This is a genomic window from Microbispora sp. CA-135349, assembly GCF_050947365.1.
In the GTDB taxonomy this organism is placed as follows: Bacteria; Actinomycetota; Actinomycetes; order Streptosporangiales; family Streptosporangiaceae; genus Microbispora.
The window spans coordinates 4,102,571-4,127,246 of sequence record NZ_CP192001.1 but is presented as its reverse complement, the minus strand read 5'-3'; the positions used below and the strand labels follow the sequence as shown (position 1 = coordinate 4,127,246).

28 protein-coding genes are annotated in these 24,676 nt (G+C 72.5%); 11 read left to right on the top strand and 17 right to left on the bottom strand.

Annotated elements, in window-relative coordinates; genetic code table 11:
- The first annotated feature begins 68 nt into the window (after positions 1-68).
- A complete protein-coding gene (locus tag ACQPZZ_RS19195) occupies positions 69-1,322 on the top strand; it encodes an MFS transporter (RefSeq protein WP_432933897.1) in 1,254 nt (417 codons plus the stop codon).
- Between the two features lie 72 nt (positions 1,323-1,394).
- The gene (locus ACQPZZ_RS19190) at positions 1,395-1,736 is read left to right on the top strand and encodes an MmcQ/YjbR family DNA-binding protein (protein WP_432933895.1); all 342 of its coding nucleotides are present in this window, start codon (positions 1,395-1,397) and stop codon (positions 1,734-1,736) included.
- Positions 1,737-1,791: 55 nt separating this feature from the next.
- Here the strand turns inward: ACQPZZ_RS19190 and ACQPZZ_RS19185 are convergent, their stop codons facing one another.
- Entirely contained in the window at positions 1,792-2,376 is a 585-nt protein-coding gene (locus tag ACQPZZ_RS19185; RefSeq protein ID WP_432933893.1) for a helix-turn-helix domain-containing protein, read from the bottom strand.
- 118 nt (positions 2,377-2,494) lie between these two features.
- Between ACQPZZ_RS19185 and ACQPZZ_RS19180 the strand changes: the two genes are divergently transcribed.
- Entirely contained in the window at positions 2,495-2,977 is a 483-nt protein-coding gene (locus ACQPZZ_RS19180; RefSeq protein ID WP_363637726.1) for a cation:proton antiporter regulatory subunit, read from the top strand.
- Positions 2,978-2,986: 9 nt separating this feature from the next.
- Complete coding sequence (locus ACQPZZ_RS19175) at positions 2,987-4,147, top strand: cation:proton antiporter (protein ID WP_432933891.1); 1,161 nt, start codon at positions 2,987-2,989, stop codon at positions 4,145-4,147.
- Between the two features lie 57 nt (positions 4,148-4,204).
- Here ACQPZZ_RS19175 and ACQPZZ_RS19170 read toward each other — a convergent pair whose 3' ends face one another.
- Positions 4,205-4,414, bottom strand: a complete 210-nt coding sequence (locus ACQPZZ_RS19170; protein ID WP_432933889.1) for a hypothetical protein — start codon at positions 4,412-4,414, stop codon at positions 4,205-4,207.
- Positions 4,415-4,552: 138 nt separating this feature from the next.
- Here ACQPZZ_RS19170 and ACQPZZ_RS19165 point away from each other — a divergent pair, with 138 nt between their 5' ends.
- Positions 4,553-5,758, top strand: a complete 1,206-nt coding sequence (locus tag ACQPZZ_RS19165; protein ID WP_432933887.1) for an NAD(P)/FAD-dependent oxidoreductase — start codon at positions 4,553-4,555, stop codon at positions 5,756-5,758.
- A gap of 39 nt (positions 5,759-5,797) precedes the next feature.
- On the opposite strand, the gene ACQPZZ_RS19160 is transcribed toward ACQPZZ_RS19165, so the two are convergent.
- The 4 genes from ACQPZZ_RS19160 to ACQPZZ_RS19145 all read right to left on the bottom strand — a co-directional run bounded on the left by ACQPZZ_RS19160 (position 5,798) and on the right by ACQPZZ_RS19145 (position 9,128).
- Positions 5,798-6,604, bottom strand: coding sequence for a cytochrome c oxidase assembly protein (locus ACQPZZ_RS19160; protein WP_432933885.1), 807 nt, complete (start codon positions 6,602-6,604; stop codon positions 5,798-5,800).
- A gap of 10 nt (positions 6,605-6,614) precedes the next feature.
- Positions 6,615-7,154, bottom strand: a complete 540-nt coding sequence (locus ACQPZZ_RS19155; protein WP_432933883.1) for a DUF2243 domain-containing protein — start codon at positions 7,152-7,154, stop codon at positions 6,615-6,617.
- Positions 7,155-7,396: 242 nt separating this feature from the next.
- A complete protein-coding gene (locus tag ACQPZZ_RS19150) occupies positions 7,397-8,164 on the bottom strand; it encodes a TetR/AcrR family transcriptional regulator (RefSeq protein WP_363637714.1) in 768 nt (255 codons plus the stop codon).
- A 154-nt stretch (positions 8,165-8,318) separates the two neighbouring features.
- The gene (locus ACQPZZ_RS19145; RefSeq protein WP_432933881.1) at positions 8,319-9,128 is read right to left on the bottom strand and encodes an MBL fold metallo-hydrolase; all 810 of its coding nucleotides are present in this window, start codon (positions 9,126-9,128) and stop codon (positions 8,319-8,321) included.
- A 318-nt stretch (positions 9,129-9,446) separates the two neighbouring features.
- On the opposite strand from ACQPZZ_RS19145, the gene ACQPZZ_RS19140 reads away from it, so the two are divergent.
- The gene (locus ACQPZZ_RS19140; RefSeq protein ID WP_432933879.1) at positions 9,447-9,875 is read left to right on the top strand and encodes a glutaredoxin domain-containing protein; all 429 of its coding nucleotides are present in this window, start codon (positions 9,447-9,449) and stop codon (positions 9,873-9,875) included.
- On the opposite strand, the gene ACQPZZ_RS19135 is transcribed toward ACQPZZ_RS19140, so the two are convergent.
- Complete coding sequence (locus ACQPZZ_RS19135) at positions 9,835-12,930, bottom strand: BTAD domain-containing putative transcriptional regulator (RefSeq protein ID WP_432933877.1); 3,096 nt, start codon at positions 12,928-12,930, stop codon at positions 9,835-9,837. The two genes, ACQPZZ_RS19140 and ACQPZZ_RS19135, sit on opposite strands and share 41 nt — an antisense overlap.
- 98 nt (positions 12,931-13,028) lie before the next feature.
- On the opposite strand from ACQPZZ_RS19135, the gene ACQPZZ_RS19130 reads away from it, so the two are divergent.
- A complete protein-coding gene (locus ACQPZZ_RS19130) occupies positions 13,029-13,982 on the top strand; it encodes a tyrosine-type recombinase/integrase (protein WP_363637704.1) in 954 nt (317 codons plus the stop codon).
- 50 nt (positions 13,983-14,032) lie between these two features.
- Here ACQPZZ_RS19130 and ACQPZZ_RS19125 read toward each other — a convergent pair whose 3' ends face one another.
- From ACQPZZ_RS19125 to ACQPZZ_RS19115, 3 genes are all read right to left on the bottom strand, one after another.
- Positions 14,033-14,824 (bottom strand): MerR family transcriptional regulator, encoded by a 792-nt coding sequence (locus ACQPZZ_RS19125; protein ID WP_432933875.1) that lies wholly within the window; start codon positions 14,822-14,824, stop codon positions 14,033-14,035.
- A gap of 22 nt (positions 14,825-14,846) precedes the next feature.
- Entirely contained in the window at positions 14,847-15,746 is a 900-nt protein-coding gene (locus ACQPZZ_RS19120; RefSeq protein ID WP_432933873.1) for an alpha/beta fold hydrolase, read from the bottom strand.
- Between the two features lie 91 nt (positions 15,747-15,837).
- Positions 15,838-16,494 carry a maleylpyruvate isomerase N-terminal domain-containing protein gene (locus tag ACQPZZ_RS19115; RefSeq protein ID WP_432933871.1) on the bottom strand — a complete coding sequence of 219 codons (657 nt, stop codon included), beginning with the start codon at positions 16,492-16,494 and terminating at the stop codon, positions 15,838-15,840.
- 139 nt (positions 16,495-16,633) lie between these two features.
- Between ACQPZZ_RS19115 and ACQPZZ_RS19110 the strand changes: the two genes are divergently transcribed.
- Positions 16,634-17,017, top strand: a complete 384-nt coding sequence (locus tag ACQPZZ_RS19110) for a nuclear transport factor 2 family protein (RefSeq protein ID WP_432933869.1) — start codon at positions 16,634-16,636, stop codon at positions 17,015-17,017.
- A gap of 74 nt (positions 17,018-17,091) precedes the next feature.
- Here the strand turns inward: ACQPZZ_RS19110 and ACQPZZ_RS19105 are convergent, their stop codons facing one another.
- Both ACQPZZ_RS19105 and ACQPZZ_RS19100 read right to left on the bottom strand, forming a co-directional pair.
- Positions 17,092-17,844, bottom strand: a complete 753-nt coding sequence (locus tag ACQPZZ_RS19105; RefSeq protein ID WP_432933867.1) for a sulfite exporter TauE/SafE family protein — start codon at positions 17,842-17,844, stop codon at positions 17,092-17,094.
- Positions 17,841-18,386, bottom strand: a complete 546-nt coding sequence (locus ACQPZZ_RS19100) for a helix-turn-helix domain-containing protein (RefSeq protein WP_432933865.1) — start codon at positions 18,384-18,386, stop codon at positions 17,841-17,843. Before ACQPZZ_RS19100 ends, ACQPZZ_RS19105 begins: the two co-directional genes overlap by 4 nt.
- A gap of 67 nt (positions 18,387-18,453) precedes the next feature.
- Between ACQPZZ_RS19100 and ACQPZZ_RS19095 the strand changes: the two genes are divergently transcribed.
- Positions 18,454-18,711 carry a hypothetical protein gene (locus ACQPZZ_RS19095; protein ID WP_432933863.1) on the top strand — a complete coding sequence of 86 codons (258 nt, stop codon included), beginning with the start codon at positions 18,454-18,456 and terminating at the stop codon, positions 18,709-18,711.
- Positions 18,712-18,777: 66 nt separating this feature from the next.
- On the opposite strand, the gene ACQPZZ_RS19090 is transcribed toward ACQPZZ_RS19095, so the two are convergent.
- From ACQPZZ_RS19090 to ACQPZZ_RS19075, 4 genes are all read right to left on the bottom strand, one after another.
- Positions 18,778-19,776 carry an NAD-dependent epimerase/dehydratase family protein gene (locus tag ACQPZZ_RS19090; protein ID WP_432933861.1) on the bottom strand — a complete coding sequence of 333 codons (999 nt, stop codon included), beginning with the start codon at positions 19,774-19,776 and terminating at the stop codon, positions 18,778-18,780.
- A gap of 5 nt (positions 19,777-19,781) precedes the next feature.
- Complete coding sequence (locus tag ACQPZZ_RS19085) at positions 19,782-20,318, bottom strand: GNAT family N-acetyltransferase (RefSeq protein WP_432933859.1); 537 nt, start codon at positions 20,316-20,318, stop codon at positions 19,782-19,784.
- A gap of 256 nt (positions 20,319-20,574) precedes the next feature.
- The gene (locus ACQPZZ_RS19080) at positions 20,575-21,159 is read right to left on the bottom strand and encodes a DUF4865 family protein (RefSeq protein ID WP_363638386.1); all 585 of its coding nucleotides are present in this window, start codon (positions 21,157-21,159) and stop codon (positions 20,575-20,577) included.
- Between the two features lie 25 nt (positions 21,160-21,184).
- Positions 21,185-21,742: a TetR/AcrR family transcriptional regulator gene (locus ACQPZZ_RS19075; protein WP_432933857.1), complete on the bottom strand. Its 558-nt coding sequence runs from the start codon at positions 21,740-21,742 to the stop codon at positions 21,185-21,187.
- 137 nt (positions 21,743-21,879) lie between these two features.
- Between ACQPZZ_RS19075 and ACQPZZ_RS19070 the strand changes: the two genes are divergently transcribed.
- Together ACQPZZ_RS19070 and ACQPZZ_RS19065 are read left to right on the top strand one after the other, a co-directional pair.
- On the top strand, positions 21,880-22,542 hold the full coding sequence (locus ACQPZZ_RS19070) for a lysophospholipid acyltransferase family protein (protein WP_432933855.1): 663 nt from the start codon (positions 21,880-21,882) through the stop codon (positions 22,540-22,542).
- Between the two features lie 60 nt (positions 22,543-22,602).
- A complete protein-coding gene (locus ACQPZZ_RS19065; protein ID WP_432933853.1) occupies positions 22,603-24,225 on the top strand; it encodes a penicillin-binding transpeptidase domain-containing protein in 1,623 nt (540 codons plus the stop codon).
- Between the two features lie 86 nt (positions 24,226-24,311).
- On the opposite strand, the gene ACQPZZ_RS19060 is transcribed toward ACQPZZ_RS19065, so the two are convergent.
- The gene (locus tag ACQPZZ_RS19060; protein ID WP_363637671.1) at positions 24,312-24,569 is read right to left on the bottom strand and encodes a DUF3040 domain-containing protein; all 258 of its coding nucleotides are present in this window, start codon (positions 24,567-24,569) and stop codon (positions 24,312-24,314) included.
- Positions 24,570-24,676: the final 107 nt, after the last annotated feature.

Sequence of the window (24,676 nt, the reverse complement as noted above, 5' to 3'; positions counted from 1 at the left end):
AGGATCTTGATGTAGGCAGGCAGTTCTGCCACTGGCCGGGCGCCGGGCACCCGGCCAGGCTGATGAGCGTGAACAACGACACCTCCGCTGCTCCGCCCGCGAGGCGGCTGGGACCCCGGCCCGCGTTCGCGCTGACCGCAGGGGTCATCGGGCTCTGCCTCGCCGCATCGGCCCTGCCGTCCCCGCTGTACAGGCTCTACGCGGCCCAATGGCACCTGCAGACCTCCACCGTGACGCTCATCTACGCCACGTACTGCTTCGGAGTGCTGGTCTCGCTGCTGGCCTTCGGCCGGGTCTCCGACACCTGGGGCCGCCGGCCGGTCATCAGCGCCGGCCTGGCCGGCCTCCTCGTCTCGATGGCGGTGTTCATGTGCGCGCCCGGCGCCGGCTGGCTGTTCGCCGCCCGCGCCGTACAGGGCCTGGCCACCGGGATCGCCATCAGCGCGTCCGGCGCGGCCCTGCTGGAGTTGCACCAGGGCGGCGACCCCGGCAGGGCCAGCCGCTACAACGTCGTCGCCAGCGCCCTCGGCGTCGGGGTCGGCGGCCTGCTCGGCGCGGTGCTCGTGCAGTACGCGCCGGGACCGCTGGTGACCCCGTTCCTCGTGCTCGCCGTACTGATCGTCGTCCTGCTGCTCGGCATGCTCGGGGTTCCCGAGACCGTGACCGGCGAGTCCCGCACCGGGTTCCGGATCGCCGCCCCCGGCGTCCCACGGCAGATCATCGCCCCCTTCACGCTCGCCGGCCTCGGCATCGCCTGCACCTGGTCGATCATCGGCCTCTATCTGGGGCTCGTCGGGACGCTCGCCCCCGCTCTGCTGCACACCCAGAGCCGGCTCGCGGCCGGTCTGGCCATCCTGGCCCTGGGCGGCGCCTCCGCGGTGCCGCCGCTGATCGCGCGGAGGCGGGCCCCGGCCGTCCAGATCGCCTGGGGGGCGCTCGCGCTCACCGCAGGCATCGCGCTGATGGCCTGGTCGCTGTCGGCCGGCAGCGCGGCCCTGTTCGTCGTGGCCAGCGTGGTGATCGGCGTCGGCGTCGGTTTCGGGATGTTCGGCTCGCTGCGCACCGTCGGCGCCGCCGCGCCGCCGGACCGGCGCGCTCAGGTCATGGCCGCCTTCTACATCGTCGCCTACGCCGCGATCTCACTGCCCGCCGTCGCCGCCGGGTTCGCCGTCCGTCGTCTGGGAGCGGTGCAGACCTTCCAGATCTTCGGCGCCGTCATCGTCGTCGTCTCCCTCGGCTCCCTGGTGCCGGCCGTGTCCCTGTACCGGGCCCGGGCCCGGTCGCGGGCGGCCGCGGCCGTCTCGGCGACGCCGACGCTATAGTGAGCCGCGCTGTGACAGCCGCAGCATGACAGTGAGCCGCACCGTCGCGCACGCACCCACCGGGAGGCGACCGTGGTGACCACCCAGGACGTGCGTCAGGTGGCGATGTCGTTGCCACGCACCACCGAGCACCTGATCCGCGACCGCGTCAAGTTCCGTGTGGGGCGCATCGTCTACGTCTCGCTGTCCCGCGACGAGACGCTCATGGGTTTCGCCTTCCCCAAGGAGGAACGCGCGGCGCTGGTCGCCTCCGACCCCGGCAGGTTCCTCATGCCCCGGCCGTCGGACGAGCGGTACAACTGGGTGTGCGCACGCCTCGCCGGGCTCGACACCGCCGAACTCGCCGAGATCGTGACCGAGGCCTGGCGCATGGTGGTGCCGAAGCGGGTCGCCGCGGCACACCTGGGAACCTGACCCCCGGCAGCCCCCGGCCCGCTCAGCAGCGGGGCCGATCGTTCCCGTTCCCGGGTCACCGCGGTGCGGGGCGGGCACGAAGATGCGCGCGCTCGCCCTGCCTGCCGAAGAGGCTGAGGAACTCCACCGCCCGCGAATCGGCGGCGCCGAACCAGTGCGGCAACCGCGTGTCGAACTCGGCCGCCTCCCCCGGTGACAACACCAGATCCTGCTCGCCGAGGACGACCCGCAGCCGCCCGTTGAGCACATAGAGCCACTCGTACCCCTCGTGGGTCTTCGGCTCCGGCTCCCTCCTGCCGCTGCCCGCCGCGATCACCAGCTTGTACGCCTGGATGCCCCCGGCCCTGCGGGTCAAAGGCAGCATCGTCATGCCGTTGCGCACGACCGGGCGCAGGTGGATGCGCGGATCCCCGGTCGGCGGGGCGTCCACGAGCTCGTCCAGCGTCACACCATGGGCCCGCGCCAGGGGCAGCAGCAGTTCGAGGGTCGGCCGGCGGGCGCCCGACTCCAGCCGTGACAACGTGCTCACCGAGATGCCGGTCGCCGCCGACAGGTCGGCCAGGGTCGTCTCGCGCTGCCGGCGCAGCGCGCGCAGCCGGGGCCCGACCGAAACGAGCGCGTGCTCGAGGTCGTCGTCCACGTCGCCAGCTTGCCATACCGGCAACAACACGTGCGAAGACGGCCCGAAGTCAGACCTCTGCCCGTGATTGGTAGGTTCACTGGACAAGTATTTACTTATCGAACGGAGGAGCAGCGCCGTGGATGTCGAGCAGACGGTGTTGCCGGGGATCGGGTTGCGGCACGAGTTCACCACGCGCTCGGGACGGCGAATAGGGGTCGTCTCCCACCGCACCGGGCGGCGCGACCTGGTGATCTACGACCCCGACGATCCCGACAGGGCCTGTGAGACGGTGAAACTCAACGACGAGGAGGCGGACGCGCTCGTCGAGCTGCTCGGCGCCCCCCGCATCGTCCAGCGGCTCAACGCCCTGCACCGCGAGGTCGAGGGACTGGTCAGCCTCCAGCTGCCGATAGCGCCCGGCTCCCCCTACGCCGACCGGCAGATGGGCGATGCGCAGGTGCGCACCCGCACCGGAGCCTCGATCGTGGCCGTCGTCCGCGCCGGGCGCGTCTTCGCCAGCCCCGCCCCCGACTTCGTCCTCGCCGAGGACGACGTCGTGGTCGTGGTGGGCAGCGAGGACAGCACCGCCGCCGTCGCCGACATCTTCGCGAGCGGCTGAGGGCAGCGCGTGCACAATACCGCCATACTTTTCCTGGAATTCGGCGCCGTCGTCCTCGGACTCGGCATCCTCGGAGCACTGGCGCTGCGCGTCGGCATCTCCCCCATCCCCCTCTACCTCATCGCCGGTCTGGCCTTCGGCACCGGTGGCATCCTCCCGCTGGCCACCAGCGAGGAGTTCACCGCCACCGGCGCCGAATTAGGCGTCATCCTGCTGCTGCTCACCCTCGGCCTGGAATACAACGCCGACGAACTGGTGACCAGCCTCAAGGGCAACGCCCGCGCCGGCCTGGTCGACCTCGTGCTCAACGCGACGCCCGGCGCCATCTGCGCATTGATCCTCGGCTGGGGACCGGTCGCCGCCGTCGCCATGGCCGGCGTCACCTACGCCACCTCCTCCGGTATCACCGCCAAGGTGTTGTCCGACCTGGGCTGGATCGGAAACCGGGAGACCCCCGTGGTGCTGTCGCTGCTGGTCTTCGAGGACCTCACGATGGCGGTCTACCTGCCGGTCCTGACCGCCATGCTGGCGGGCCTGAGCGCGGTCGCCGGAGCGGTCACCGTGGCCATCGCGCTCGCCGCGGTGAGCGTGGTACTGCTGGTCGCGCTGCGCTTCGGCCGCTACATCGAGGCGTTCGTGGCCAGCCCCAACTCCGAGGTGCTCGTGCTCAAGGTGGTCGGGCTGGCGCTGCTGGTGGCCGGGCTCGCCCAGCAACTGCAGGTGTCGGCCGCGGTCGGCGCGTTCCTCGTCGGCATCGCGCTGTCGGGCGAACTGGCCGAAGACGCTCAGGCGCTCCTCGCGCCGCTGCGCGACCTGTTCGCCGCGGTCTTCTTCGTCTTCTTCGGCCTGCAGACCGATCCCACCAAGATCCTTCCCGCCGCGGGCCTCGCCGTCTGCCTGGCCCTGGTGACGATGATCACCAAACTGCTGACAGGGGTCTACGCAGCCCGCCGGGCCGGCATCGCCCGCGCCGGGCGGGTCCGCGCGGGCATCGCGCTCATCCCCCGCGGCGAGTTCAACATCGTCATCGCCGGGCTGGCGGTGGCCGCCGGCGCCCACCCCGACCTGGGCGCCCTCGCTGCGGCGTACGTCCTGATCCTGGCGGCCTTCGGCCCCCTGGCGGCGCGTCTCGTCCAGCCACTCCTCACGCGGATAGCCGCCCGCGCCTGAGAACCCTTCCCCCGTCGTCACCGGCCTGCCCCGCACCCGCGGTGGCAGGCCGGTGCGTTACTGCCGCCAGCCCATCGTCCATGGGCGGAGCTTGTCGGGGTTGCGTACCGCCCAGATGTGCGTGATCCGGTCGCCCGCCACCTCGAACGCGTACACCGACACGGTGACCCCGTCCTGCTGGGCGACCAGACCGGGGCGACCGTTGACCGTACGCTCCAGGAGCGTCAGGCCGCGCACCCTGTCCCAAAGACGGATCAAAGAGCGCACGATTCGCCTCACATTCCGGGGTGCCGCGTTGTCGGACTGGTGAGAACCGGTCAGCGCACAGGGCCTCAGCGCACAGGGCCACCCCCGTCGGGTCGCGAAGCCTCGAACCCGCGCTGCAGTCGAGAAGGGAACCCGTTCATGTCCACGCCCGGACACCACACACCCCACAAGGTCGTCGTCATCGGCGGCGGTTACGCCGGCACGCTCGCGGCCAACCGTCTACGGATGCGTCCCGACGTCGACGTCACTCTGGTCAATCCCCGCCCCGAGTTCGTCAACCGAATCCGGCTGCACCAGTTCGCGGCCGGCACCGGCGAGGCCACGGCCGACTACGGCACGCTGCTCGGTGAGGGCGTCCGGCTGGTCGTCGACAACGCCGCGCGCATCGACGTCACCGCCCGCACCGTGCGGCTGGCGTCGGGCCGCGCGCTCGACTACGACCACGTCATCTACGCGGTCGGCAGCACCGGGGCGATACCGTCATCGGTGCCCGGCGCGGCCGAATTCGCCCTCGGCGTCGCTGAACTCGAATCCGCGCGGCGGCTGCGTACCAGGGTGCGGGAGCTGCCCCCCGCCGCCGCGGTCACCGTGGTCGGCGGCGGGCTGACCGGTGTCGAGACGGCCGCCGAGCTGGCCGAGCAAGGGCGCAGGGTCACGCTGGTGTGTGGCGGGGCCCTGGCGCCGTCGCTGAGCGTGCCGGGGCGCCGTTCCGTGGCCAAGTGGCTGTCCCGGCACGGCGTCGTCGTGATCGAGGCCGCCGTGGTGAGCGAGGTCCGGCCGGATGCGGTCGTCCTCGCCGACGGTTCCGCCGGCAGTGTGGTGCGCGCGAGCGCACTGACCATCTGGACGGCCGGTTTCGGGGTGCCGAAGCTGGCGGCCGCCAGTGGACTGCGCACCGACGCGCTCGGCCGGCTTCTCACCGACGAGACGCTGACCAGCATCGACGACGACCGCGTCGTCGCGGCCGGGGACGCCGCCGCACCGTCGGGCCGGCCGCTGCGGATGAGCTGCTACGCGGCCGGGCCGCTCGGGGCACGGGCCGCCGACACCGTGCTCAGCCGCATCGCGGGAACCGCTCCCGCGGTGATCGACCTGGCCTTCACCGGGTCGTGCGTCAGCCTCGGCCGGCGGGCAGGCCTGCGGCAGTTCGCCCGCAAGGACGACACCGCGACGAACGTCCACTTCGACGGCCGCATGGGCGCGGCGTACAAGGAGCTGACCTGCAAGTTCGCCCTGTTGAAGATCCGCCGTGAGGCTCGCAGGCCGGGTTCCCTCGCCTGGATCAAGGGCCGCCCGCGTACCGAGCAGCCGGCCACCGCCGCGCCGGTGGTCACCTCCCCGTAACCACCGGCGGTGAAATCGTTCGCGGACGCGGCCCATCGGCTACCCGCGGGCGAGGGCCCCGCGCCCGGGCCGGGGGCGGCGCTCTGGACGCCAGGTAGAGACGAGCGCGGCGGCGACAAGAAGCTCGGCGATGTCGCCGCCGTAGTACATGATCTCCGCGCCGCCCCGCACCTCCGGGATCGGGGCGTGGACGTCCACCCAGAAACCGCCGTACATCAGCTGCGCGGCGACGGCGTGCACGGCGATCGCGCAGCCGAGGTAGACCAGGCGCGCACGGACGCCAGGCCGGGCGGGCGCGGGGTCAGGACCCGCGATGACGTGCGCGAACAGGCATCCCGACAGCAGAAAATGGACGTGCAGCAGCCAGTGCCCGGCGGGCCGGGCCGTGACGGCGTCGTACAGCGGAGTGAAGTACAGCACCACGACGCCGCCGGTGGACAGCAGCAGGGCGATCGCCGGATGGGCCGCCAGCCGGGCGGGGCGGCCGTGCACGACGGCCGACAGCCGCCGCGCCCCCGCGACGGGCAGGGTCCGCAGCAGCAGGGTCACCGGGGCGCCGAGCACCAGGGCGAGCGGGGCGTACATCCCGATGAGCAGGTGCTGGACCATATGCCCGCGGAAGTCGGCGTGGGCGAAGGGCGCGACAGGTGGTGACAGCGCCACGGCCGTCAGGGCGAGCCCGGTCCCGAAACTCGCCGTACGCCACCGGCTCCACCCGAGGACCGGGTTGCGGCGGCGTGCCCGGCCGGCCAGGTGCAGGTACGCGAGCAGGGCGAGGACCGGCAGCAGCACACCGGACAACCCCGCGACGTGCGCGCCGTGGTCCATGACACCGTGGCCCATCATGCGGGGCCCATCATGCGGGGGTCTCGGCGGGATCGAAGGACCGGCCGCTGCGCGCGAGCAGGGAGCCCCCGGCGAGCAGCAGCGCGCCCAGGACGAGGAAGCCGATGTCCCACCACAGCTGGTGAGGGCCACCGCGGACGTGATGGATGCCCAGGATGTGGTGGTCCAGAACGCCTTCGACGAGGTTGAAGATCCCCCAGCCCGCCAGGATCCAGCCCCACAGCACCCGCGAGGTCCACACCCGGCGCCGGTCGCGGGTGACCCTGGAGTACAGGATCGCGAGCCCGATGAGGACCGCGAGCCAGCACACGGCGTGGAAGACGCCGTCCCAGACGGTGTTCATCTCCAGCCCGGAAACGGTGCGGGGGTTGTAGTACTTCACCCCGATGTGGTCGCTGTCGGTGCTGCTCAGCATGTGATGCCACTGCAGGATCTGGTGCAGCAGGATGCCGTCGACGAACCCGCCGAGTCCCACCCCGAGCACGATGCCCGGCAGGCGCAGACTGGCCGGCGCCGGACCGGCCCCGCCCTCGCCCGCGGTGGTCGCCATCGCCCTGCCTCCGTCCCTCGGCGCCGCCGTACGGATCCGCCGTACGGATTCCCAGTACGGATCCCCTGCGCGTCTCCGCCTGGGCAGGTTCCCGGGACGAGGGGCCGTAGTCACGCAGGCACGCGCGGAGCCGCCGCGGGCCTACCGACTCTTTACAACGGTGTCCAGACCAGGGGACGTGGTCGAACCTCTGCGAGCGTCACCGGCCGAGCCGCTCGGACGCGGCACCGACCGCGCGCTCCTCATCCGGCCGTACGGGTCGCGACGAACGCCTCGATGCCGTCGAGCACGCGCTGCAGGCCGAACTCGAAGGCCTGGCCGGGGTCGTAGGCCGCGTTGTACGCCTCACCCGCCGCCGCGCCCACCCGGGCGGCCAGCGGGTAACGCCGGGGGTCCAGCACCGTGGCCAGGTAGGGCGCATGGGCGTACCACCACTGCTCGTCGGTGACGCCCGTGTCCCCCGGCGCCTGCGCCGCCTCCACCACGCCCCGCGCCGCGCCGCTCACATAGCCGTTCACCAGCGTGACGACCGAGTCCATCTCGAGGTCGTCCAGGCCGATGCCGTCGACCGCCCGCAACTCGTAGTCGTACTTCGCGATGAGGTTGGGACCCAGCGGCGGCCGGGTGACCGACGACACCTGCAGCATCCACGGATGCCGCCGGTACAGCGCCAGGTTCTCCCGCGCGATCAGCTCCAGTCTGCCCCGCCAGCCGCCCGGCACCTCTGCCGGCGCCGGCAGCTCGCCGTACGCCGTGTCGAGCATGACATCGATCAGCTCGCCCTTGCCTGGCACGTAGGTGTACAGGGACATCGTCCCCACGCCGAGCCGCTCGGCGACCTTGCGCATGGACAGCGCGGCCAGACCCTCGGCGTCGGCGACCTCGATGGCCGCACGAACGATCCGGTCGACCCCGATCTCCGGCTTGCCCTTACGCCCGGTCCGCTCCCCCGTGCGCCACAGCAGGGCCAGACTCCGCGCCGGGTCTCCCTGCGAGCTGTACTCGGTCATCGCCGCGAATTCTATGCGCACCCCGGTTCCGTATGCCGTACGGTACGAGTTGCTGCGGGGGTGACGACGCCGGCGGGGCGGGTCGCGAAGGCCCGCGACGACACCACCAAGCGGCTCGCACCGATCGCCGGCGGGGCGTCCCGTCGCGTTCGCTTCAGTGGCCCAGGCGCCGGAGTTGCCCTTCGTGCACGTCGCTCACCCACTCCCAGCCAGGCTTGGCCGACGGGCCGATCCGCGGGTCGGCGGGGACTCGGCCGTTCCGCAACGCGAGCACGTACGCCCGATCCTGGCTGATCCGTGCCTGCACCCGGTCGGATCCGCCGACGGACCCGTGGCCCGGGACGACGACGTCGACGCCGCCCGCCACGCCCTCAAGCAGCCGCAGCGCCGCGAGGTAGTCCTCGATCGGGTCAGCGGTGCCGTTCACGTCGAGCATCGGAATCAAGACATCGGAAAGCATGTCGCCGGCGACGAGAACCCCGCGTTCCGCGATCAACAGCGCCGCATGGCCCGGTGCGTGCGCGTGATGCTCGATGATCCGGACCTCGGGGCCATCCCAGGGAATCTGCGCGGTTTCGGCGGGCAGGCCGGTGATGAGGCCGAGCAGGTCCAGCGGCACCTGCCCGGCGATTTCCGTCTCCAGCAGGTGGGCGGCGATGCGGGCCTTCGCATCTGCCTCCGACAGCTGATCACGGACAGTGGCCGCGCAGCGCGCCGTGCCGTAACGGGGCGCCCCGCCGAGCCGGTCGTGCCAGAGCAGGTGGTCCCAATGCGGATGCGTCGAAAAGCCCGCCACAACGGGCCGGCCCAACTCGCGAAGGTCGTTCGCGAGGCAGTCGAGCTCGGACCCGGTCACCCCGGGGTCGATGAGCAACACACCGGCCCTGCCCTGCACCACAACGGCGTTGCTCTGCACGAACGCACTCTCGTGGACCAGCACGCCTTCGGCCACCTGCCTCAGCACGAGCTCGCCTCCTTCGCCCCCCGGATGGCGTGGCGACGCATCGTGACGCCCTGCCCGAACGATCGCTGCTCCAGCGGGTCGAAGCGGCCCATCAGTTCCTCTTTTCACAAGTGATTGCAATATGCAACTCCTATCGGCGGGACGAATCACCTGTCAAGGAGGAATCGTGGAACCACGGTCCGGGTGTCCGATCGACGCCGCCGTCGAGGCGCTCGGAGATCGCCGGTCGGATGCTCGTGCCGCGCCACGTCATCTCCGGCGGACCACTGAAACCCCGCCCCGGCTGACACCCCTAGCCGGTGCGCTAGCGTGAGCGCCATGCTGCGCCGATGGATGCTGCCGATCCTCTTCCTGGCCCTCGGCCTCGCCGCGGCGGTGCGGCAGACCAACGAGGGATCCCCGGGCGGCGCCGTCACGATGCTCCTGATCTTCCTGCTGGCCGCCGTCCTGTTGTCGCCCCTGGTGTTCCCGAGGTCCCTAAGCGCGGCGGAGGCTCAGCGCCGCAGCCGGGCCGACGGCCGCCCCGTCGTCTACTGGCGCCCCGGCTGCCGCTACTGCCTGCGACTGCGTACGCGGCTCGGCCGCCACGCCTACCGGATGCACTGGGTCGACATCTGGCGCGACCCCGAAGGCGCCGCGGCGGTCCGGGCGGCCACCGGCGGCGACGAGACGGTGCCCACCGTGGTGGTGGCGGGCACATCGCACGTCAACCCCGACCCGCGGTGGGTACGCGCGCAACTGCCCTGACGAACCTCACCGGCGCGGCGCCCCGACCATACGCGCCGTCCAGACCGCGCAGCGCCCGCGCCGCCCCGGCGAGCAGTGCGGCACGCGGCAGGTCCCCGCCGCCCGCGCACCACTCCGCCACCGCCTCCAGCACCGCCGCCCGCACCGTCTCGTCGCCCGCACGCCCCGACAACTCCAGCGCCGACCGCAGCGACCGCCACGCCTGCTCACGGTCACCGCGATCCGCCCGCACCCGGGCCAGCTCCACCTGAACCGTGGCGAGGAACTGCGCCGGGGCGCCCACCTGCCCGTCGGCCAGCTCCAACGCCTCGACCAGCAGGCCCTCCGCCTCGGCGGGTTCCCCTCTCCGCCGCGCCACCTCCCCGGCCGCCTGCCGCACCCGCGCCAGCGCCACCCGGTCACCCGTACGGCCGGCCACCTCACCGGCCCCCGCCAGCTCCAGCTCCGCCCCCGCGAGATCACCCGTACGAGCGCGCAACTGGGCAAGCCGCACCCGCAGCATCAACGGGACGGGAATCGCCTCCATCCCCCCGATCAGTCCCGCCAGCTCCGCCGCCTCCTCCAGCAGCGTCAACGCCTCCGCCGCGTCCCCCCGGTTCTCCGCCGCCAAAGACAGCCAGTACAGCGTCAGCGACAGCCCCCACCGCTCCCCCAGCGCGCGGTAGCCCGTTAAGGCCTCACGCAACCACGCCTCGGCCGCACTCGCCCCCGCCCTGCCGTACTCGAACTCCCCCACCCCACCCATGAGAAGCGCCGTCGCCCGCGTCCACGGGTCCTCGTGATCGGCGAACGCCCGCATCGCCGCGACCGCCCTGCGCCAGTGCCCCGCCGCCCCGCCCGCCGGCCTGACCCCCGCGATCCAGGCCCACAACGCCACGGGATGGCCCGACTCCTCCACCACACGCAGCGCCTCGGGCGACGCGTACGGCCCGCCTGGCGCCATCAGCACACACAGCGAGTACGGCAACTCCAGCCCGGGCGCCGCGGACGCACCCGGTGCCGCCCGGATCGCCCGCGCCCACCCGGCCGCCTCGTCGCCGCGCCCCCGCACCGCCCACGCCCACAACCTGGCCATGAACAGCCGCAGTGACGGCCGTGCCTGCCCGGTCCGTACGGCATGGCCCAGCGCCGCGTCGAGGTTGCCCCGCTCGGCGTCCAGCATCGCCAGCAGGCGCAGCTGCTCCCCCGTCCGCAACCCGGGCTCGGCCTCCTCCGCCGACTCCAGGAAGAACCCCAGATGCAGGTCCCGTACGGCCCGCGCCTCGCCCGCCTCCTTCAGGCGCTCGGCCGCGTACACCCGGACGGTCTCCAGCAGCCGGTAACGCACCCGCCCGTCCCGGTCCGCGGGCCCGTCCGGCTCGGCCGCGACGACCAGCGACTTGTCCACCAGCGAAGCGACCGTCTCCAGATCGGCCCCGCACACCCGCCGCACCGCCTCCGTCGTCGCCCCGCCCGCGAACACCGACAACCGGCGCAACGCCACGCGCTCCTCCGGCGACAGCAGACCCCAGCTCCAGTCGATCACCGCCCGCAGCGTCCGATGCCGCGACCCCGCCGTACGGCCGCCGCGCAGCGCGAGCCGCTCCCCCACCGCCGCCGCGAGCTGCCGCATGGTGAACGACCGCAACCGGGCCGCCGCCAGCTCGATCGCGAGCGGCAGACCGTCCAGCTCCCGGCACACCGCGATCACGTCGGCCACCACGCGGTCGTCCACGGCGAACCCCGGCCGGGCCGCCGCCGCCCGCTCCGCGAACAGCGCCACCGCCGGAGACTCCATCGCCCGCGCCGCGTCCGCCCCGTGCGCCGGCACCGCGAGCGGGCGCACCGGATGAAGGTGCTCGCCCGGAATGTCCAGCGGCTCCCGGCTGGTCGCCAGGATCCGCAGCCCCGGCGCCTTCGCCAGCAACCGCTCCGCCATCTCGGCCGCGCCGTCCACCACGTGTTCGCAGTTGTCGAGCACGAGCACGAGCTCCCGGCCCGCGAGCGCCTCCGCCAGCGCGTCGAGCGGCGACGCGGCGGGCCGCCCGGCCGCCTCTCCGTCCGGCTCGGGCGCGGCAGCGGGTATGGTCGCGCGCACGACCGCGGCCACGTCCGCCGGGTCCCCCGCGGAGGCCAGCTCGGCCAGCCACACGCCCCCGGCCGGGGCGAGCCCGCCTGCGACCTCCACCGCCAGCCTGGTCTTGCCCGCGCCACCCGGACCGGTCAGCGTGACCAGCCGCACGGCCGCCAGCAGGCTCCGCACCCTGGCCACGTCCTCCTGCCTGCCGACGAGACTCGTCACCGGCGCCGGCACATTCCCCCGTACCGGCCGTGCCGGTACGGCTCGCGCCGTGGACGCCTCGCGCAGCGCCTCGAGGTGTGCCGCGCGCAGTTCCGGCCCGGGATCGACGCCCAGCTCGTCCGCCAGCCGCAGCCTGACGCGTTCGAACGCCTCCAGCGCGTCCCCGCGCCGCCCCGCCGCGCACAGCGCCCGCATCAGCAGCGCGTGGAACCGCTCGCGCAGCGGGTGCGCGGTCACGACTTCCTCCAGCTCCGCCACCAGATCGCCGGCCGCCGCCATGTCCGTCACGACAAGATCGGCCGCCATCCGGGATTCCAGGGCCGAAAGGCGCAGCTCCTCCAGGCGTACCGCCGCCACCCGCGCGAACGGCAGGCCCGCCGCGTCGGCGAGCGCCGCGCCGCGCCAGAGCGACAGGGCGGAACGCAGGCAGGCGGCGGCACGCCGAGGGTCACGCTCGGCCCGGCCCTCGCCCACCAGGCGTTCGAACTCCGCCGCGTCCACCTCGCACGGTGGAACGTCGAGCAGATAACCGGCCGGATGCGACACCACACCACCCGGCAGTCCCCCGTGCAGCTCGCGGCGGAGCCGGGACACCAGGGAGTGCAGGGCGGCCACGGGGTTCGCCGGCGGCTCCTCCCAGAGGTCGTCGATCAGTCTCTCGGCGGTGACCACTCTGCCGGGTTCCAAAGCGAGCCGGATCAGGAGCACACGCAGGCGTGCACCTCTGATGGCGACGTCCGTCACCCGTAACGGCCCGAGAATCGCGATTCGCATGGTTCTCGCATTGTCGTCGAGGGTTTTGGGCGGCAGGGTAAATGATCTTGTAACTGCCCACCGCCTTTACATTGTAGATTCATAGTAGGATCACGGTGATGAACACCCCCGCCGTCCCCGAGCCGAGCGCCCCCGCGCGACCCGGACGCGACCCCTACCAGGTGTATCTCGACGCGCTGCAGAGCCCCGAGTCCAAGCGCACGATGAAGGGCTGTCTCGACCGCATCGCCCGTCTCATCACCGGAGACCCGGAGGCGACCGGCGCCGGGCAGCCCTGGGAACTGCTCCGCTACGAGCACACGATCCGCCTGCGCACGCTCATGCGGGAGCAGGGCTGGTCGCCCTCCCACGTCAACAAGCACCTGGTCGCCCTGCGCCGCGTGCTGAAGGAGGCCTGGCGGCTCGGGCTGATGAGCGGCGAGGACTACCAGCGCGCCGCCGACCTGCCCGCCTACACGCACACCCGCGTCCCTGCGGGGCGGCACGTCGAGGCCGAGGCGCTGGCCGCCGCGCTCGAGGTGTGCGACGGCGACCACTCCCCCGCGGGCCGTCGCGACGGCGCGATGCTGGCGGCGCTCTATTCCACCGGCTGCCGCCGGGCCGAGATCGCCGGGCTCACCCTGGCCGATTTCGATCCCCACGCCCGCTCTCTGCGGGTGCGCGGCAAGGGCGACAAGGAACGCCTGGTCTACCTGACCGCCGAGGCCGTCGAACGCCTCGACCTCTGGCTGGCCGTGCGCGGCCGGAGGACGGGCCCCCTGTTCTGCCCCGTCAACAAGGGCGGGCGGCTGCGGCTGGCCCACATGACCGGCCAGGCCATCGCCGACATCGTCTCCCGGCGCCTGGCCGCCGCCGGGGCGGCCCGCCGTACGCCGCACGACTTCCGCCGCACGTTCATCGGCGAACTACTCGACGCCGGGGTCGACCTCGCCACCGCCCAGGCCCTCGTGGGCCACGCCTCCCCCGCCACCACCGCGCGGTACGACCGGCGGCCCGAGCGGCGCCGCCGCGAAGCCGTCGACCGGCTCCGCGTCCCCGGCGCCGCCCGCTGACCGGCCCTGCCGTTTCGCCGCGCCGCGGTGTCCTCCTGTCCGTACTGGCACTACCCCGGACGCACACCCGGCGTCGGGGCCACGCGCTCGAGCTTGGTCCAGCCCGTCCAGCCTCGCTGCTTCAACAGCTCGATCAGCCGGCGTGCAGGCGGCACAGTGTCGAACGCCAGCGTGTCCATCAGCGTGACAAGCGGCGCCTCGATGTCAATGTCGCCGACATAGTCCTCGCCCCGCTCGTCGGCCATACGCGTGATGTAGGCGGCCAGCTCGTCGGCCAGCTCGACCAGCCGCGGGTCGTCGTCGGGCCGGTCGAGAGCCCGGCTCAGGGTGAGATAGAAGCCGACGAGCCGCGGGTCGTCGATCTGCTCCCGCTTGCGGGCGACCCACTCCGGGACTCGCGCGGGTGAGTGCGTGGCCAGCGGGATCCAGCCGTCACGCTCGGCCCGGACGATCCGCTCGTCGATCCCGAGCGCCCGCAGCCGGTCGAGATAGTCGACCACCTCCGGAGGCAGCGCCAGGCTGTCCCCGGAGGCGAGCCGGGCGATCCGCTCGCGGTGCCGCTGCCGCTCCCGGATCTCCGCCTGGAGCCGCACGTCGATGTCCGCGACGGCCGCGGCGAACTCCTCCTCACCGGCCCGCAGCAGCTCCCGCACCCGCGCCAGCGGGACCCCGGCCTCGGCGAGGATCCGGATTCTGATCAGCTCGATCACGGCGCCGGCGTCGTATCTGCGGTAGCCGGAGTGGTCCCGCTCGGGCTCCGGCAGCAGCCCCTTGGCGTGGTAGTGCCGCACCGCGCGCACCGTCACTCCCACGTACGACGCCAGCTCACCGATGGTCAGCATCAGACCAGTCTCCAGGAGTCGCTCAAGAGGTCGTCCGGCCGGCTGGGCCTGGCGCGTTCCGGATGATCCGGGCGATGTCCGGGGCATGGGTGAAGACCAGCTGGTGGTCGGCGTCGAGCCAGGTGGTGTCGATGTGCGGCCGCTCACGGACAAGCCGCTCGACACCGGCACGCCAGTTGTGGTTGAACCGACCCGCATGCCCTTCACCGCTGTCACCGGCCATCGCGGTCGACATGATCATGCGGATGGGCCGGGAGATCTTCCTGTAGCGGTCGAGGATTTCGGACCGAACCCCATCGATCTCGACGTTCAGATCGAGAATCTCCTGCGCGGTGAGCAGCACCTGACGCGCGGTGCCCCGCACGGCCTCGTGCCGCGTCGCCAATTCCTCGCACATGGCGCGGAAGTCCGGCAGGACCGCCTCGGTGATGAACGGTTCCGGCACCGGGTTGGCCCCGTCGATGAGAACAAGCCCGGCGACGGCTTCCGGATGCTCGCAGGCATAGTGCACAGCCAGGTCCGCGCCCAACGAGTAGCCCACCAGCACGGGCGCCGAGGACGTGCCGAGGTTTCGCAGCTCCGCCATCACCGCGGCGAGATCGCTCAGGAAGTCCTCGAAGGAGTACCGGCCGGCGGCCGAGGCGAGGCCATGACCCCTCAGGTCGAAGGTCACCACTTCGTGGTCGCGCCGCAGCAGCCCGGCCAGCTCGTGCAGGTCCGCCTGTGTCGAGTTCAGCCCGGGGCACAGGACCAGTGGTCGTCCCCGCCCATCACGGGACACTGGGATCGTGACACCGTCGTGCCGGATCTCGAAGTGCCGCATCGCCTTGTCGCCTCTCTCCGCCCGCGCTCCGTCATCGTCGCGCTCGCCGTACGGCCTGCGCGGTCCGGCGACCTCGATCGCACTGGTTTCCGTGGTCATGCCGCCATGCTGAGAGATTGACCCTGCGTCAGGGTCAAGCGGCGCGGCGACATGACCTCCGCACGTCCACGCTGCCCGGGCAGCCGGACGATCAGCCGAGGACGAACGGGAGTCTCGCGGCCAGCTCGCCCAGTTCCGCCCTTTCGGCGTCGGTCGGGGCACGCCGCCCCGTGCCGACCAGCAGCGCGTCCTCGTCCGAGAACGACGAAGGAAACGCGCCCCCGGCGATTGTCTCCAGCATCTCGCGGGAGCGGGCGAGCCCCTCGGCGGGCGGTCGCGCCGCGTTCGGGAGACGCGCGACCAGGTCGAGGTGGTGCAACGTCCACTCCAGGACGTACGCCGAAAGGTAGTCACCGGCGGTGAGAACCTCGCCGCGGGTGCCGACCCGCAGTCCCGGGCCGGCGAGCCGCGCGGCGCGGCCGGCGGCGGACCCGACGTCGTCGAGGTGGAACTTCAGCAGCCGAGGCTCCTGATAGGCGGCGGCCAGCCGGACGATCAGCGCGTCCAGCGGGTCGTCGCCGGTCGGCGGCGTCGCGGAGACCTCCCAATAGGTCACCGCGTCACGGGTCGGTTCCGTTTCCGCGGGCGTCACGAGGGTGATCAGGACGTCCTGCGCGTCGATCACCAGATGGCACACCAGATCCCGCACGAGCCAGCCGGCGCAGCCGGACGGCTGCGCGAAATCCTCGTCCGGGAGCTCGGCGACCGCCTTGCGCAATGCCGCCCACGAGCGCGCGAAGAGATCCATATGGGCACGGTAGTGCGGTGCCGCGATGGCGGACAGCCGACGGTTTGGGCGCGCGTGATCGTCCGGCTGACGCGGCCGTCGGCGCGTCCGTCGCCGAGGCGCGCGAACCCCGGCGTACGGGGGCCGACATAATCGCTTCATGGATCATGTCGCGGTGCGGGAGTTCGTCGACAGCTGGGTGGCGGCGTGGAACGCCCATGACGTGGACGCGGTGCTGGCTCACTTCGCGGAGGACGTGACGTTCCGTTCCCCGGTCGCGGCGCAGCTCGTCGGTGGCGATGGGACCATCCGGGGCAAGGCGGCGCTGCGCGCCTACTGGACGGAAGGGCTGCGGCGCATCCCCGACCTGCGGTTCGAGGTCCTCGGCTCCTACGCCGGCGTCGATTGCCTGGTCATCAACTACCGCAACCAGAAGGGCGGGCTGGTCAACGAGGTGCTGATCTTCGACGGCCCGCTGGTGGTCGAAGGATACGGGACGTATCTCGGCGACGACGCGAACCCCGCCGGCGCGACGGCGAGCTGAACGCCCCCGCGGTCGTCACCCGGGAATCCCGGCGCCGATGACCGGGCCCGCACACGGCGCGGGGATCTCGGTGCTCACATCTCCGGTGCGACCCACAGGCGGGCCGCCAGGACGAGGCCGATCAGGGCGACCACCCAGCGCAGCAGCGCGGCCGGCAGGCGCCTGGTGACACGAGGGCCGAGTGTGGACCCCGCGAACAGCCCCGCGGCGAGAGGGGCGACGGCGGCCCAGTCGACGGGCCCGAAGAGGGCGAATCCGGCGGCGGAGACCAGGGCGCCCGCGCCGAGGAGCATGTTCTTCAGAGCGTTGGCGGCGGGCAGTCGCGGCTCGGCGGTCACCAGGAGAAGGGCGAGGATCATCACCCCCGACCCCGCGCCGAAGTACCCGTTGTAGACCGACAGGGCGATCAGCCCGAGGGGGAGAACCGCCTCCGGCGAACCGCTCCGCCCGTGACGTACGGCGAGCCACGGCTGCGCGAGCAGCGCCACCGAACCGGCGGCCACGAGGAACGGCACCACGCGGGCGAAGACACCGGGCGGGGTGGACAACAGCAACGCCGATCCCGCCGCCCCGCCCAGCGCCGACAGCGGCACCCAGCGCCGCAGCCACGGCCCGGTCCCGCGCAGTTCGGGCCGCGAGGCCAGGGCCGAGCCGGGCCAGCAGGCGACGAGCGCGACGATGTTGGCCACGTTCGCCGCGAGGGCGGGCAGGCCCGCCGCGAGCAGGGCCGGATAGGAGATGAGGGAGGTGATGCCGCCCGCGGTGCCGACCAGCCCGGCGAGCACTCCGGCGGCGGCCAGCAGCGCGGCGTCACCGATGCCGGTCAAGCCCCGGCGTCCGGCGCGGGCGTCTCGACCGGGAACAGGATCGGGCTGAGCAGGTGCCGCCTGCGGTCCTGCGCGGGTCCGTGCCGCATCCGCGCGACGATCACCGCGCGCAACTCCTCGATCATCTCGGCGCGCTCCCCGGGGCTCAGCCACAGTACGTGCTGCCGGTAGCCCACCTCGTCGGCCACCGGGTCGGCGCCGTCCAGCCCGAGATAGGCGTCGAACTCCGAGATCAGCGCGGCCATCGCCGTCGCGAAGGTGCGCCGGTGGTCGTCCGGCGACATCGCCGCCACGACCTTGGTGCCGATCACCACGCGTTCACGCAGCCGGTAGCGCCGTTCCACCGCGCCGCGTACGCGGTGCTCGCCGTCCACCTCCAGCACGCCGGCGGCGGCGAGCGCGCCGACGTGGCGGTAGACGGTCGCCTTGTGCACGTCCGATATGCGCTCGCACAGCTGCGCCGTCGTGAGAACCCGCCCACCGGTCAGGGCCTGCACGACGCGCAGCCGCACCGGATGCGCGAGCACCTCCATCACGTCCATGGCCCAAATGATCGCACGCGTGCTACCGTTCGCAGAAATGCGAATGATCATTACGGAAGAGGGCGGAATGAGACGACCGTCATCGGAAACGGCGGCCCCGCCACTGGGGCGTCTCCACGAGGTCGGGGAACGGCGGCTGATGCTGCACCGCTCGGGCTCCGGCGGTCCGAGCGTGGTGTTCCTGCCCGGGGCGGGCCTGGTCGGGCTCGATTTCCTGAACGTGCATGAGGGGGGCGTGATCGACGGCGCCTCGCACCAGTACCTGCACGTCGAGCGGGCCGAGGAGGTGCTGCGGGCGATCCGCGACCTGGCGGCCGCGGGCTGAGCCCCGGCGTCACCCGGCGTCACCCGGCGGCGCGGAGCTCCTCGAGCAGGACCGCCGGGTCGTCCGTCATCGGGTCCCACGCGCCGATCGCCGCCAGGCGTCGATCACGGCCCGCTCCTCGGCGGGATCGAGCCCGGGCGGGATCTCGGGGATCTCACCGGACCCGCTCAGCCACGCCCAGGTGTCGGCGACGGTCTCCACCACCGGACGGCACCGCAGCCCCGTGGCCAGGGCCCGGCCGACGCCGGTCCAGATGAGCCCGGCCTGCTCGGGACCTGGCGGGATCCAGCCCGGCAGCGCCGCCCACCGGTCGATCCCTGCGGCCTCGATGGCCTCGGGCTCGACCCAGACCGGCTCGGCGAGCCCGCCGGTGACCGCGACCGCGGACTCCAGCAGGTCGCGGGTCGTGGTGTGCCCCTCCGGGTTGACCAGGTTGACCGGGCCCCGCACGCCGCCCTCGGCCGCGTCGAGAAGCCAGGCGGCGAGGTCGCGCACGTCCACGAAGCGGAACGGCTGGCCGGCCGGGCCCGGGGCGAGTATCTCCCCGCCCCGCGCGGCCCGCAGCAGCCAGTGTGGCAGCCGTCCCTGGTCCTCGTACGGCCCGAGGATCAGCCCGGCCCTGGCCAGCACGGCGCGGTCGCCGAAGGCCTCCTCCACGGCGATCTCGCCGCCCCGCTTGTTCGGGGCGTAGTCGGTGTCCCCGGCCTCCGCCGAGGCCTCGACCGTGGGCCAGTCCTCGGTCAGGCCGACCGGCGTCGGGGGCGCGTACACCGCCCTGCTGGAGACGTACACGTACCTGCCCGCGCATCCGGCCAGCGCGCGGGCGCTGTCGCGCACGACCCGGGGCGCGCCCGCCCAGGTGTCCACAACGGCGTCCCACCGGGCCTCGGCGAGCGGGGCCAGGTCGGCCGGACGCAGCCGGTCGCCGGTCACCGCCTCGGCTCCCGGGTGGGCCCACCCGGCGAGCCCGCGGGTGAACGTGGTGACGTGCCAGCCGCGCTCCACGGCGGCCGTGACCACCCATCGGCCGACGAACGTCGTGCCGCCGAGCACCAGCAACCGCATGCCGCTCACGCCTGACGGCGGATCCGGTACAGCACGTGGCGGCTCAGCGGGTGCCCCGCAGGGAGCACCGGGTGGTCGAAGTCCCCGGCGGCATCGTGGGTCATCCCGATCCTGCGCATGACGGCCTGCGAGCGGACGTTCGGCACCGCCGTGAACGAGACGATCTCAGTCAGGCCGAGGCGGCCGAACCCGTCCTCCAGCGACGCCCGTGCCGCCTCCGAGGCGTACCCATGCCCCCAGGCGGACCTGGCGAGCCGCCAGCCGATCTCCACACATGGCGTGAAGTGGGCGGTGAACCTGGGGACCTGCAGCCCGGTGCAGCCGATGAACTCCCCGTCCGCCTCGACCGCCCACCAGCCGAACCCGCGCTCGTCGAACCCGGCGTCGGCGCGCTCGGCGATCGCGTCGCTCTCCTCGCGGGAGAGCGTGGCCGGGAAATGCTCCATGACGGCCGGATCGGCGTTCAGCGCCGCGAAGGGCTCCTTGTCCTCCTCGCGCCAGCGCCGGAGCAGAAGTCGTTCTGTTTTGATCGAATTCGTCACCCGCCGACGATAGTGCACGCAGGCTTGGGCCGCTGATGACGGAGCCCGATGCGGGGGGCGGGAGAAAGCAGAGGCGAAAGTCGGCTAGAGTCGTTCATGGCCGATGTGGTTTGTGTCCCCCGGGCCGCAATCACCGCCTTCACGGAATACCGTTCGGCTGGAGCCGTGTTGTGCATCTCGCCGAGGAGGCGACCGCCACATCGGCCCTCGACGTGGGCGCCCCGCGAGACCTGTTCTCGCGGGGCGCCTTGTCTTCTCACCAGGCCCGGCCTTCGGGCAGGCTCGCCAGGCCGGGCTCGGACAGGTGCAGCACCTCGTAGCGTTCGGCGTCGCCGTGAACGCCGGGAACCTCCCGCTCCCACAGCGCGTACGTCAGCAGTGTCCAGTGATGAGGGTCCACGGCGAGGGCGGCGGTGTGCAGGCCGTCGGCGCCGGCGAGATCGCGCAACTCGGCGAGGGCGCCCGCCACCTGCTCGGCCGGATCGGCAGAGGCGGGCATCGGCGTCAGCCGCCGCGACGCCGCGAGGGGCGCCGCCCGCCGGGCCGGGCCGGCCTCGACGGCCAGGCCCGTCCAGTGCCGGACGACCGGGCGGCCGAAGTCGGCGACGATGCCCTGGAAGCCGCCCCCTCCGACCAGGAACTCGCCCATCCTCCCGGCGTCGTTCCAGAGGTAGAACGGCGCGTACTGGTTGACCGGCGACCCGGCGACGCCCCGCTCTCGGATCAGGTAGGCCTTGAGGCCGAGCCCGGCCCGGTCGTCGAGGGCGTGGCCGCGGGTCGCCACCCGCTCCCGGATGATCGTCATGTCGTAGCCGGCGGGCAGAGTGATCTCGTACTGCATCGCGTACACGGCGGGTTTCCTTGTCTCAAGCGCGGGACAACAGGGCGAGCACCCCGTCGACGGCCTCGTGGAACGGCTCGGGCGAGCCCGCCGCGCGGGCCAGGACGTAGCCGCCCTGCAGCACCGCCACGATCGTCGCGGCGGTCCTGACGGGATCGAGACCGGCGTCGAGTTCGCCCCGGTCCCGCCCCTCGGCCAGCACCGCCGCGAGCCGGTCGCGCAGCCACGCGAACGTCTCCTCCACCGGCCGCCGCAGCACCGGATCGGCCATCACATCGGGGTCCTGGGTGAGCCGGCCGATCGGGCAGCCCCGCAGCACGTCCCGTTCGCGCCTGAGGTAGGCCGACACGCGCTCGACGGCCGTGCCCGGGCCGTCCAGGATCTCTTCGATCCCCGCGCGCATCTCCCCGGCCGTACGGCCGATCGCCGCCAGCGCGAGATCGGGCTTGCCGGAGAAGTGGTGATACATGCTGCCCTGCCCGGCTCCCGCCCGCTGCTGGATGGCCCGCGGGCTGGTCCCGACATAGCCGCGCTCCCACAGCAGTTCGCGGGTGCTCTCGATCAGGCGGTCCGGTGTGCTCATGCTGTACATACTAGTAGGTACAGCAGTGTGTTGGTGAAGCCGTACAAAACACGAGAGAGTGTGTTGCAGAGGGCGTACACCTGTGCGGGGGTCCGAGCGGCCTAGGGTATGTCCGTCAGACCGGAGAAGGAGAGGCCGTGCTCTACCCCGCCCTGAAGTTCGTCAGCGTTCCCGTCATGCACGCGCTGTGGCGGCCGCGGCTGGAAGGACTCGAGCACGTCCCTGCGCACGGGCCCGCGATCCTCGCCTCCAACCACCTGTCCGTGCTCGACTCGTTCTTCATGCCGGCCGTGGTGCCACGGATGGTGCGGTTCGTGGCGAAGAAGGAGTACTTCACCGGTAACCCCCTCGTCGCGGCGTGGATGCGCGCGATGGGCGCGATGGAAATCGACCGCGAGAACGTCTCCGCCGCCCAGGACATGCTCGACGCCGCGGTGGAGGTGCTCAAGGCGGGCGAGCTGTTCGGCATCTACCCCGAGGGCACCCGCTCCCCCGACGGCCGGCTGTACCGGGGGAAGGTCGGCGTGGCCTGGCTCAGCCTGACCACCGGCGCTCCGGTCGTGCCCGTCGCCATGCTCGGCACCGAGAAGGTGATGCCGCCGGGCACAACGGTGCCGCGTCTGCACAGCATCGGCGTGCGGTTCGGCAAGCCGATGACCTTCACCGGCGAGCCGGGCAACGCCAGGGACCGGCGAAGGGTGACCGACGAGGTCATGGCCGCGATTCAGGGGCTGTCCGGGCAGGAGTACGTCCCCCGATACGGCGCCAGCGTCAAGGGCGCCGGCGGAACAGAAGTGTAAATAACGATTTGACCCCGCTAGGCTCTGTTGCCGACCACAGGGCCGTCGATGGGGGTGCACGTGCCGCGAGGACGTACTGTCGCGATCTCGGCCGCCGTGGCCGTGGTGCTGGTGGGGGCGGCAGCAGGCGGGGCCTACTACGTGCTGCACACGCGCGGCACGCCGCAGGAGACCGCGTCGCGCTTCGCCGCGGCGTGGTCCCGGGGCGACCTCGCGGCGATGAAGGCCGAACTCGCCTCCCCCGCCGCCGGCTTCGACGCGGCGTACGCCGAGCTCACCAAGAACCTCGCGGTGACGAAGGTCGTCGTCCGGGACCTGCGGACCGGCGCGGCGAAGGACGACAGGGCGACCGCCTCCTACACCGCCACCGCGACGGTGAAGAACGTCGGCGACTGGACCTACAAGGGGTCGCTGAAGCTGGTGGTCAAGGACCACTACTGGAAGGTCGACTGGTCGCCCTCCGCGGTCCACCCCGCGCTCGACGGGACCAGCCATCTGGCGCTGAAGACGTCGTGGCCGCAGCGGGCGGCGATCACCGGCGCCGACGGCCACCGCATCGACGGCGGCGACGTGGGCGGCTCGGTGCAGCAACTGGTCGGCTTCCTCGACAAGGCGACGGACAAGGACGTCGAGAAGCTGGGCGCCGCCTACAAGAAGGGCGACGCCGTGGGACGTGGCGGCCTGCAGGAGACGTTCCAGAAGCAGCTCGCCGGCACCCCCACCACCGAGATCCAGGTGGTGGGGCCGGCCACGAAGACCCTCCATTCCGTGAAGGGCTCCCCCGGCAAGGACCTGCGGACCAGTCTCGACCTGAAAGTGCAGAACGCCGCCGCCGACGCGGTGCGCGACCTGGACAAACCCGCCTCGCTCGTCGCCGTCAGGCCCTCGACGGGCGAGATCCTCGCCGTCGTCAACAACAGGGGCGGGTTCAACCGCGCGCTGGACGGCAGATATCCGCCCGGGTCCACGTTCAAGACGATCACCGCCGCGGGGCTGCTTGCCGAGGGACTGACCCCGTCCAGCCGGGTGACCTGCCCGAAGGAGGCGGTCGTCGGCGGGCTGAAGATCCGCAACTCCGACCACGAGGCGTTCGGGTCGCTGTCGTTCCTCGACTCCTACGCCCACTCGTGCAACACGACGTTCGCCCCGCTCGCCGCGGACAAGCTGAACGCGGCCAAGCTGTACGACCTGGCGACCGATCTGGGCTTCAACCAGCCGCTGCGCATCGGCGTCCCGGCCACCGCGGGCAGCATGCCGAAGGCCACCAGCGCCGCCGACCTTGCCGCGGAGTCCTTCGGGCAGGGCAGGATCACCGCGAGTCCCCTGGTAATGGCGACCGTGGCCGCCGCCGTGGCGGACGGCTCCTGGCGGCCGCCCACACTGGTGCCCTCGATGAAGCAGAAGGCCGCTCCCAAGGAGCTGCCGCAGGACGTCGTCACGGGCCTGCGGTCGATGATGCGGGCGGTCGTCACCAAGGGCACCGCCCACGCCGCCGGACTTCCCGGGGGGACGGCAGGCAAGACCGGGACCGCCGAGTTCGGCACCGGCCCCGAACTCGACTCGCACGCCTGGTTCATGGGCTTCCGCGGCGACCTGGCCTTCGCCGTGGTCGTCGAGGGCGGCGGAATGGGCGGCGCCGTGGCGGCTCCGGTCGCCGCGCGCTTCCTCAAAGGCCTGTCCTGATCCCGCCGCCGAGGCGGGCGGCGCGCGCAGCGGGCGTGGGGTGACCGCGCTCGCCCGGGTGCCGAGAGGGCCGGATGACGCCCGAGCTACACGGGGAGAGCGGCGGCGTCGTGCCGCAGGGCCATGACCAGCAGGGTCGCGATCAACGTGGCGATGAGCAGCCAGCTCACCGCGATGATCACCGTCGAGCGGCCGGGCCGGCGGCGGCCGGCGCTCCGCCCCTGCCGCCCGCGCTCCGCACGGTGGTTGAACGACTCGAGCCTGGCCGCGAGCTTCGGGTCCTCGTCGGTGAGGTGCCGCTCGATCATCGCCAGCATCCGCTCTTCGTCCTGCGACCAGGCCATCGCGCAACTCTCCCAGAACGCAAGGTATGTGCCGACGTTCTGCCCAACGATGAAGATCGTTAGCCGTTTCCAGGGCCGCGATTTACCGCCCGTTGCACGTTGCGATC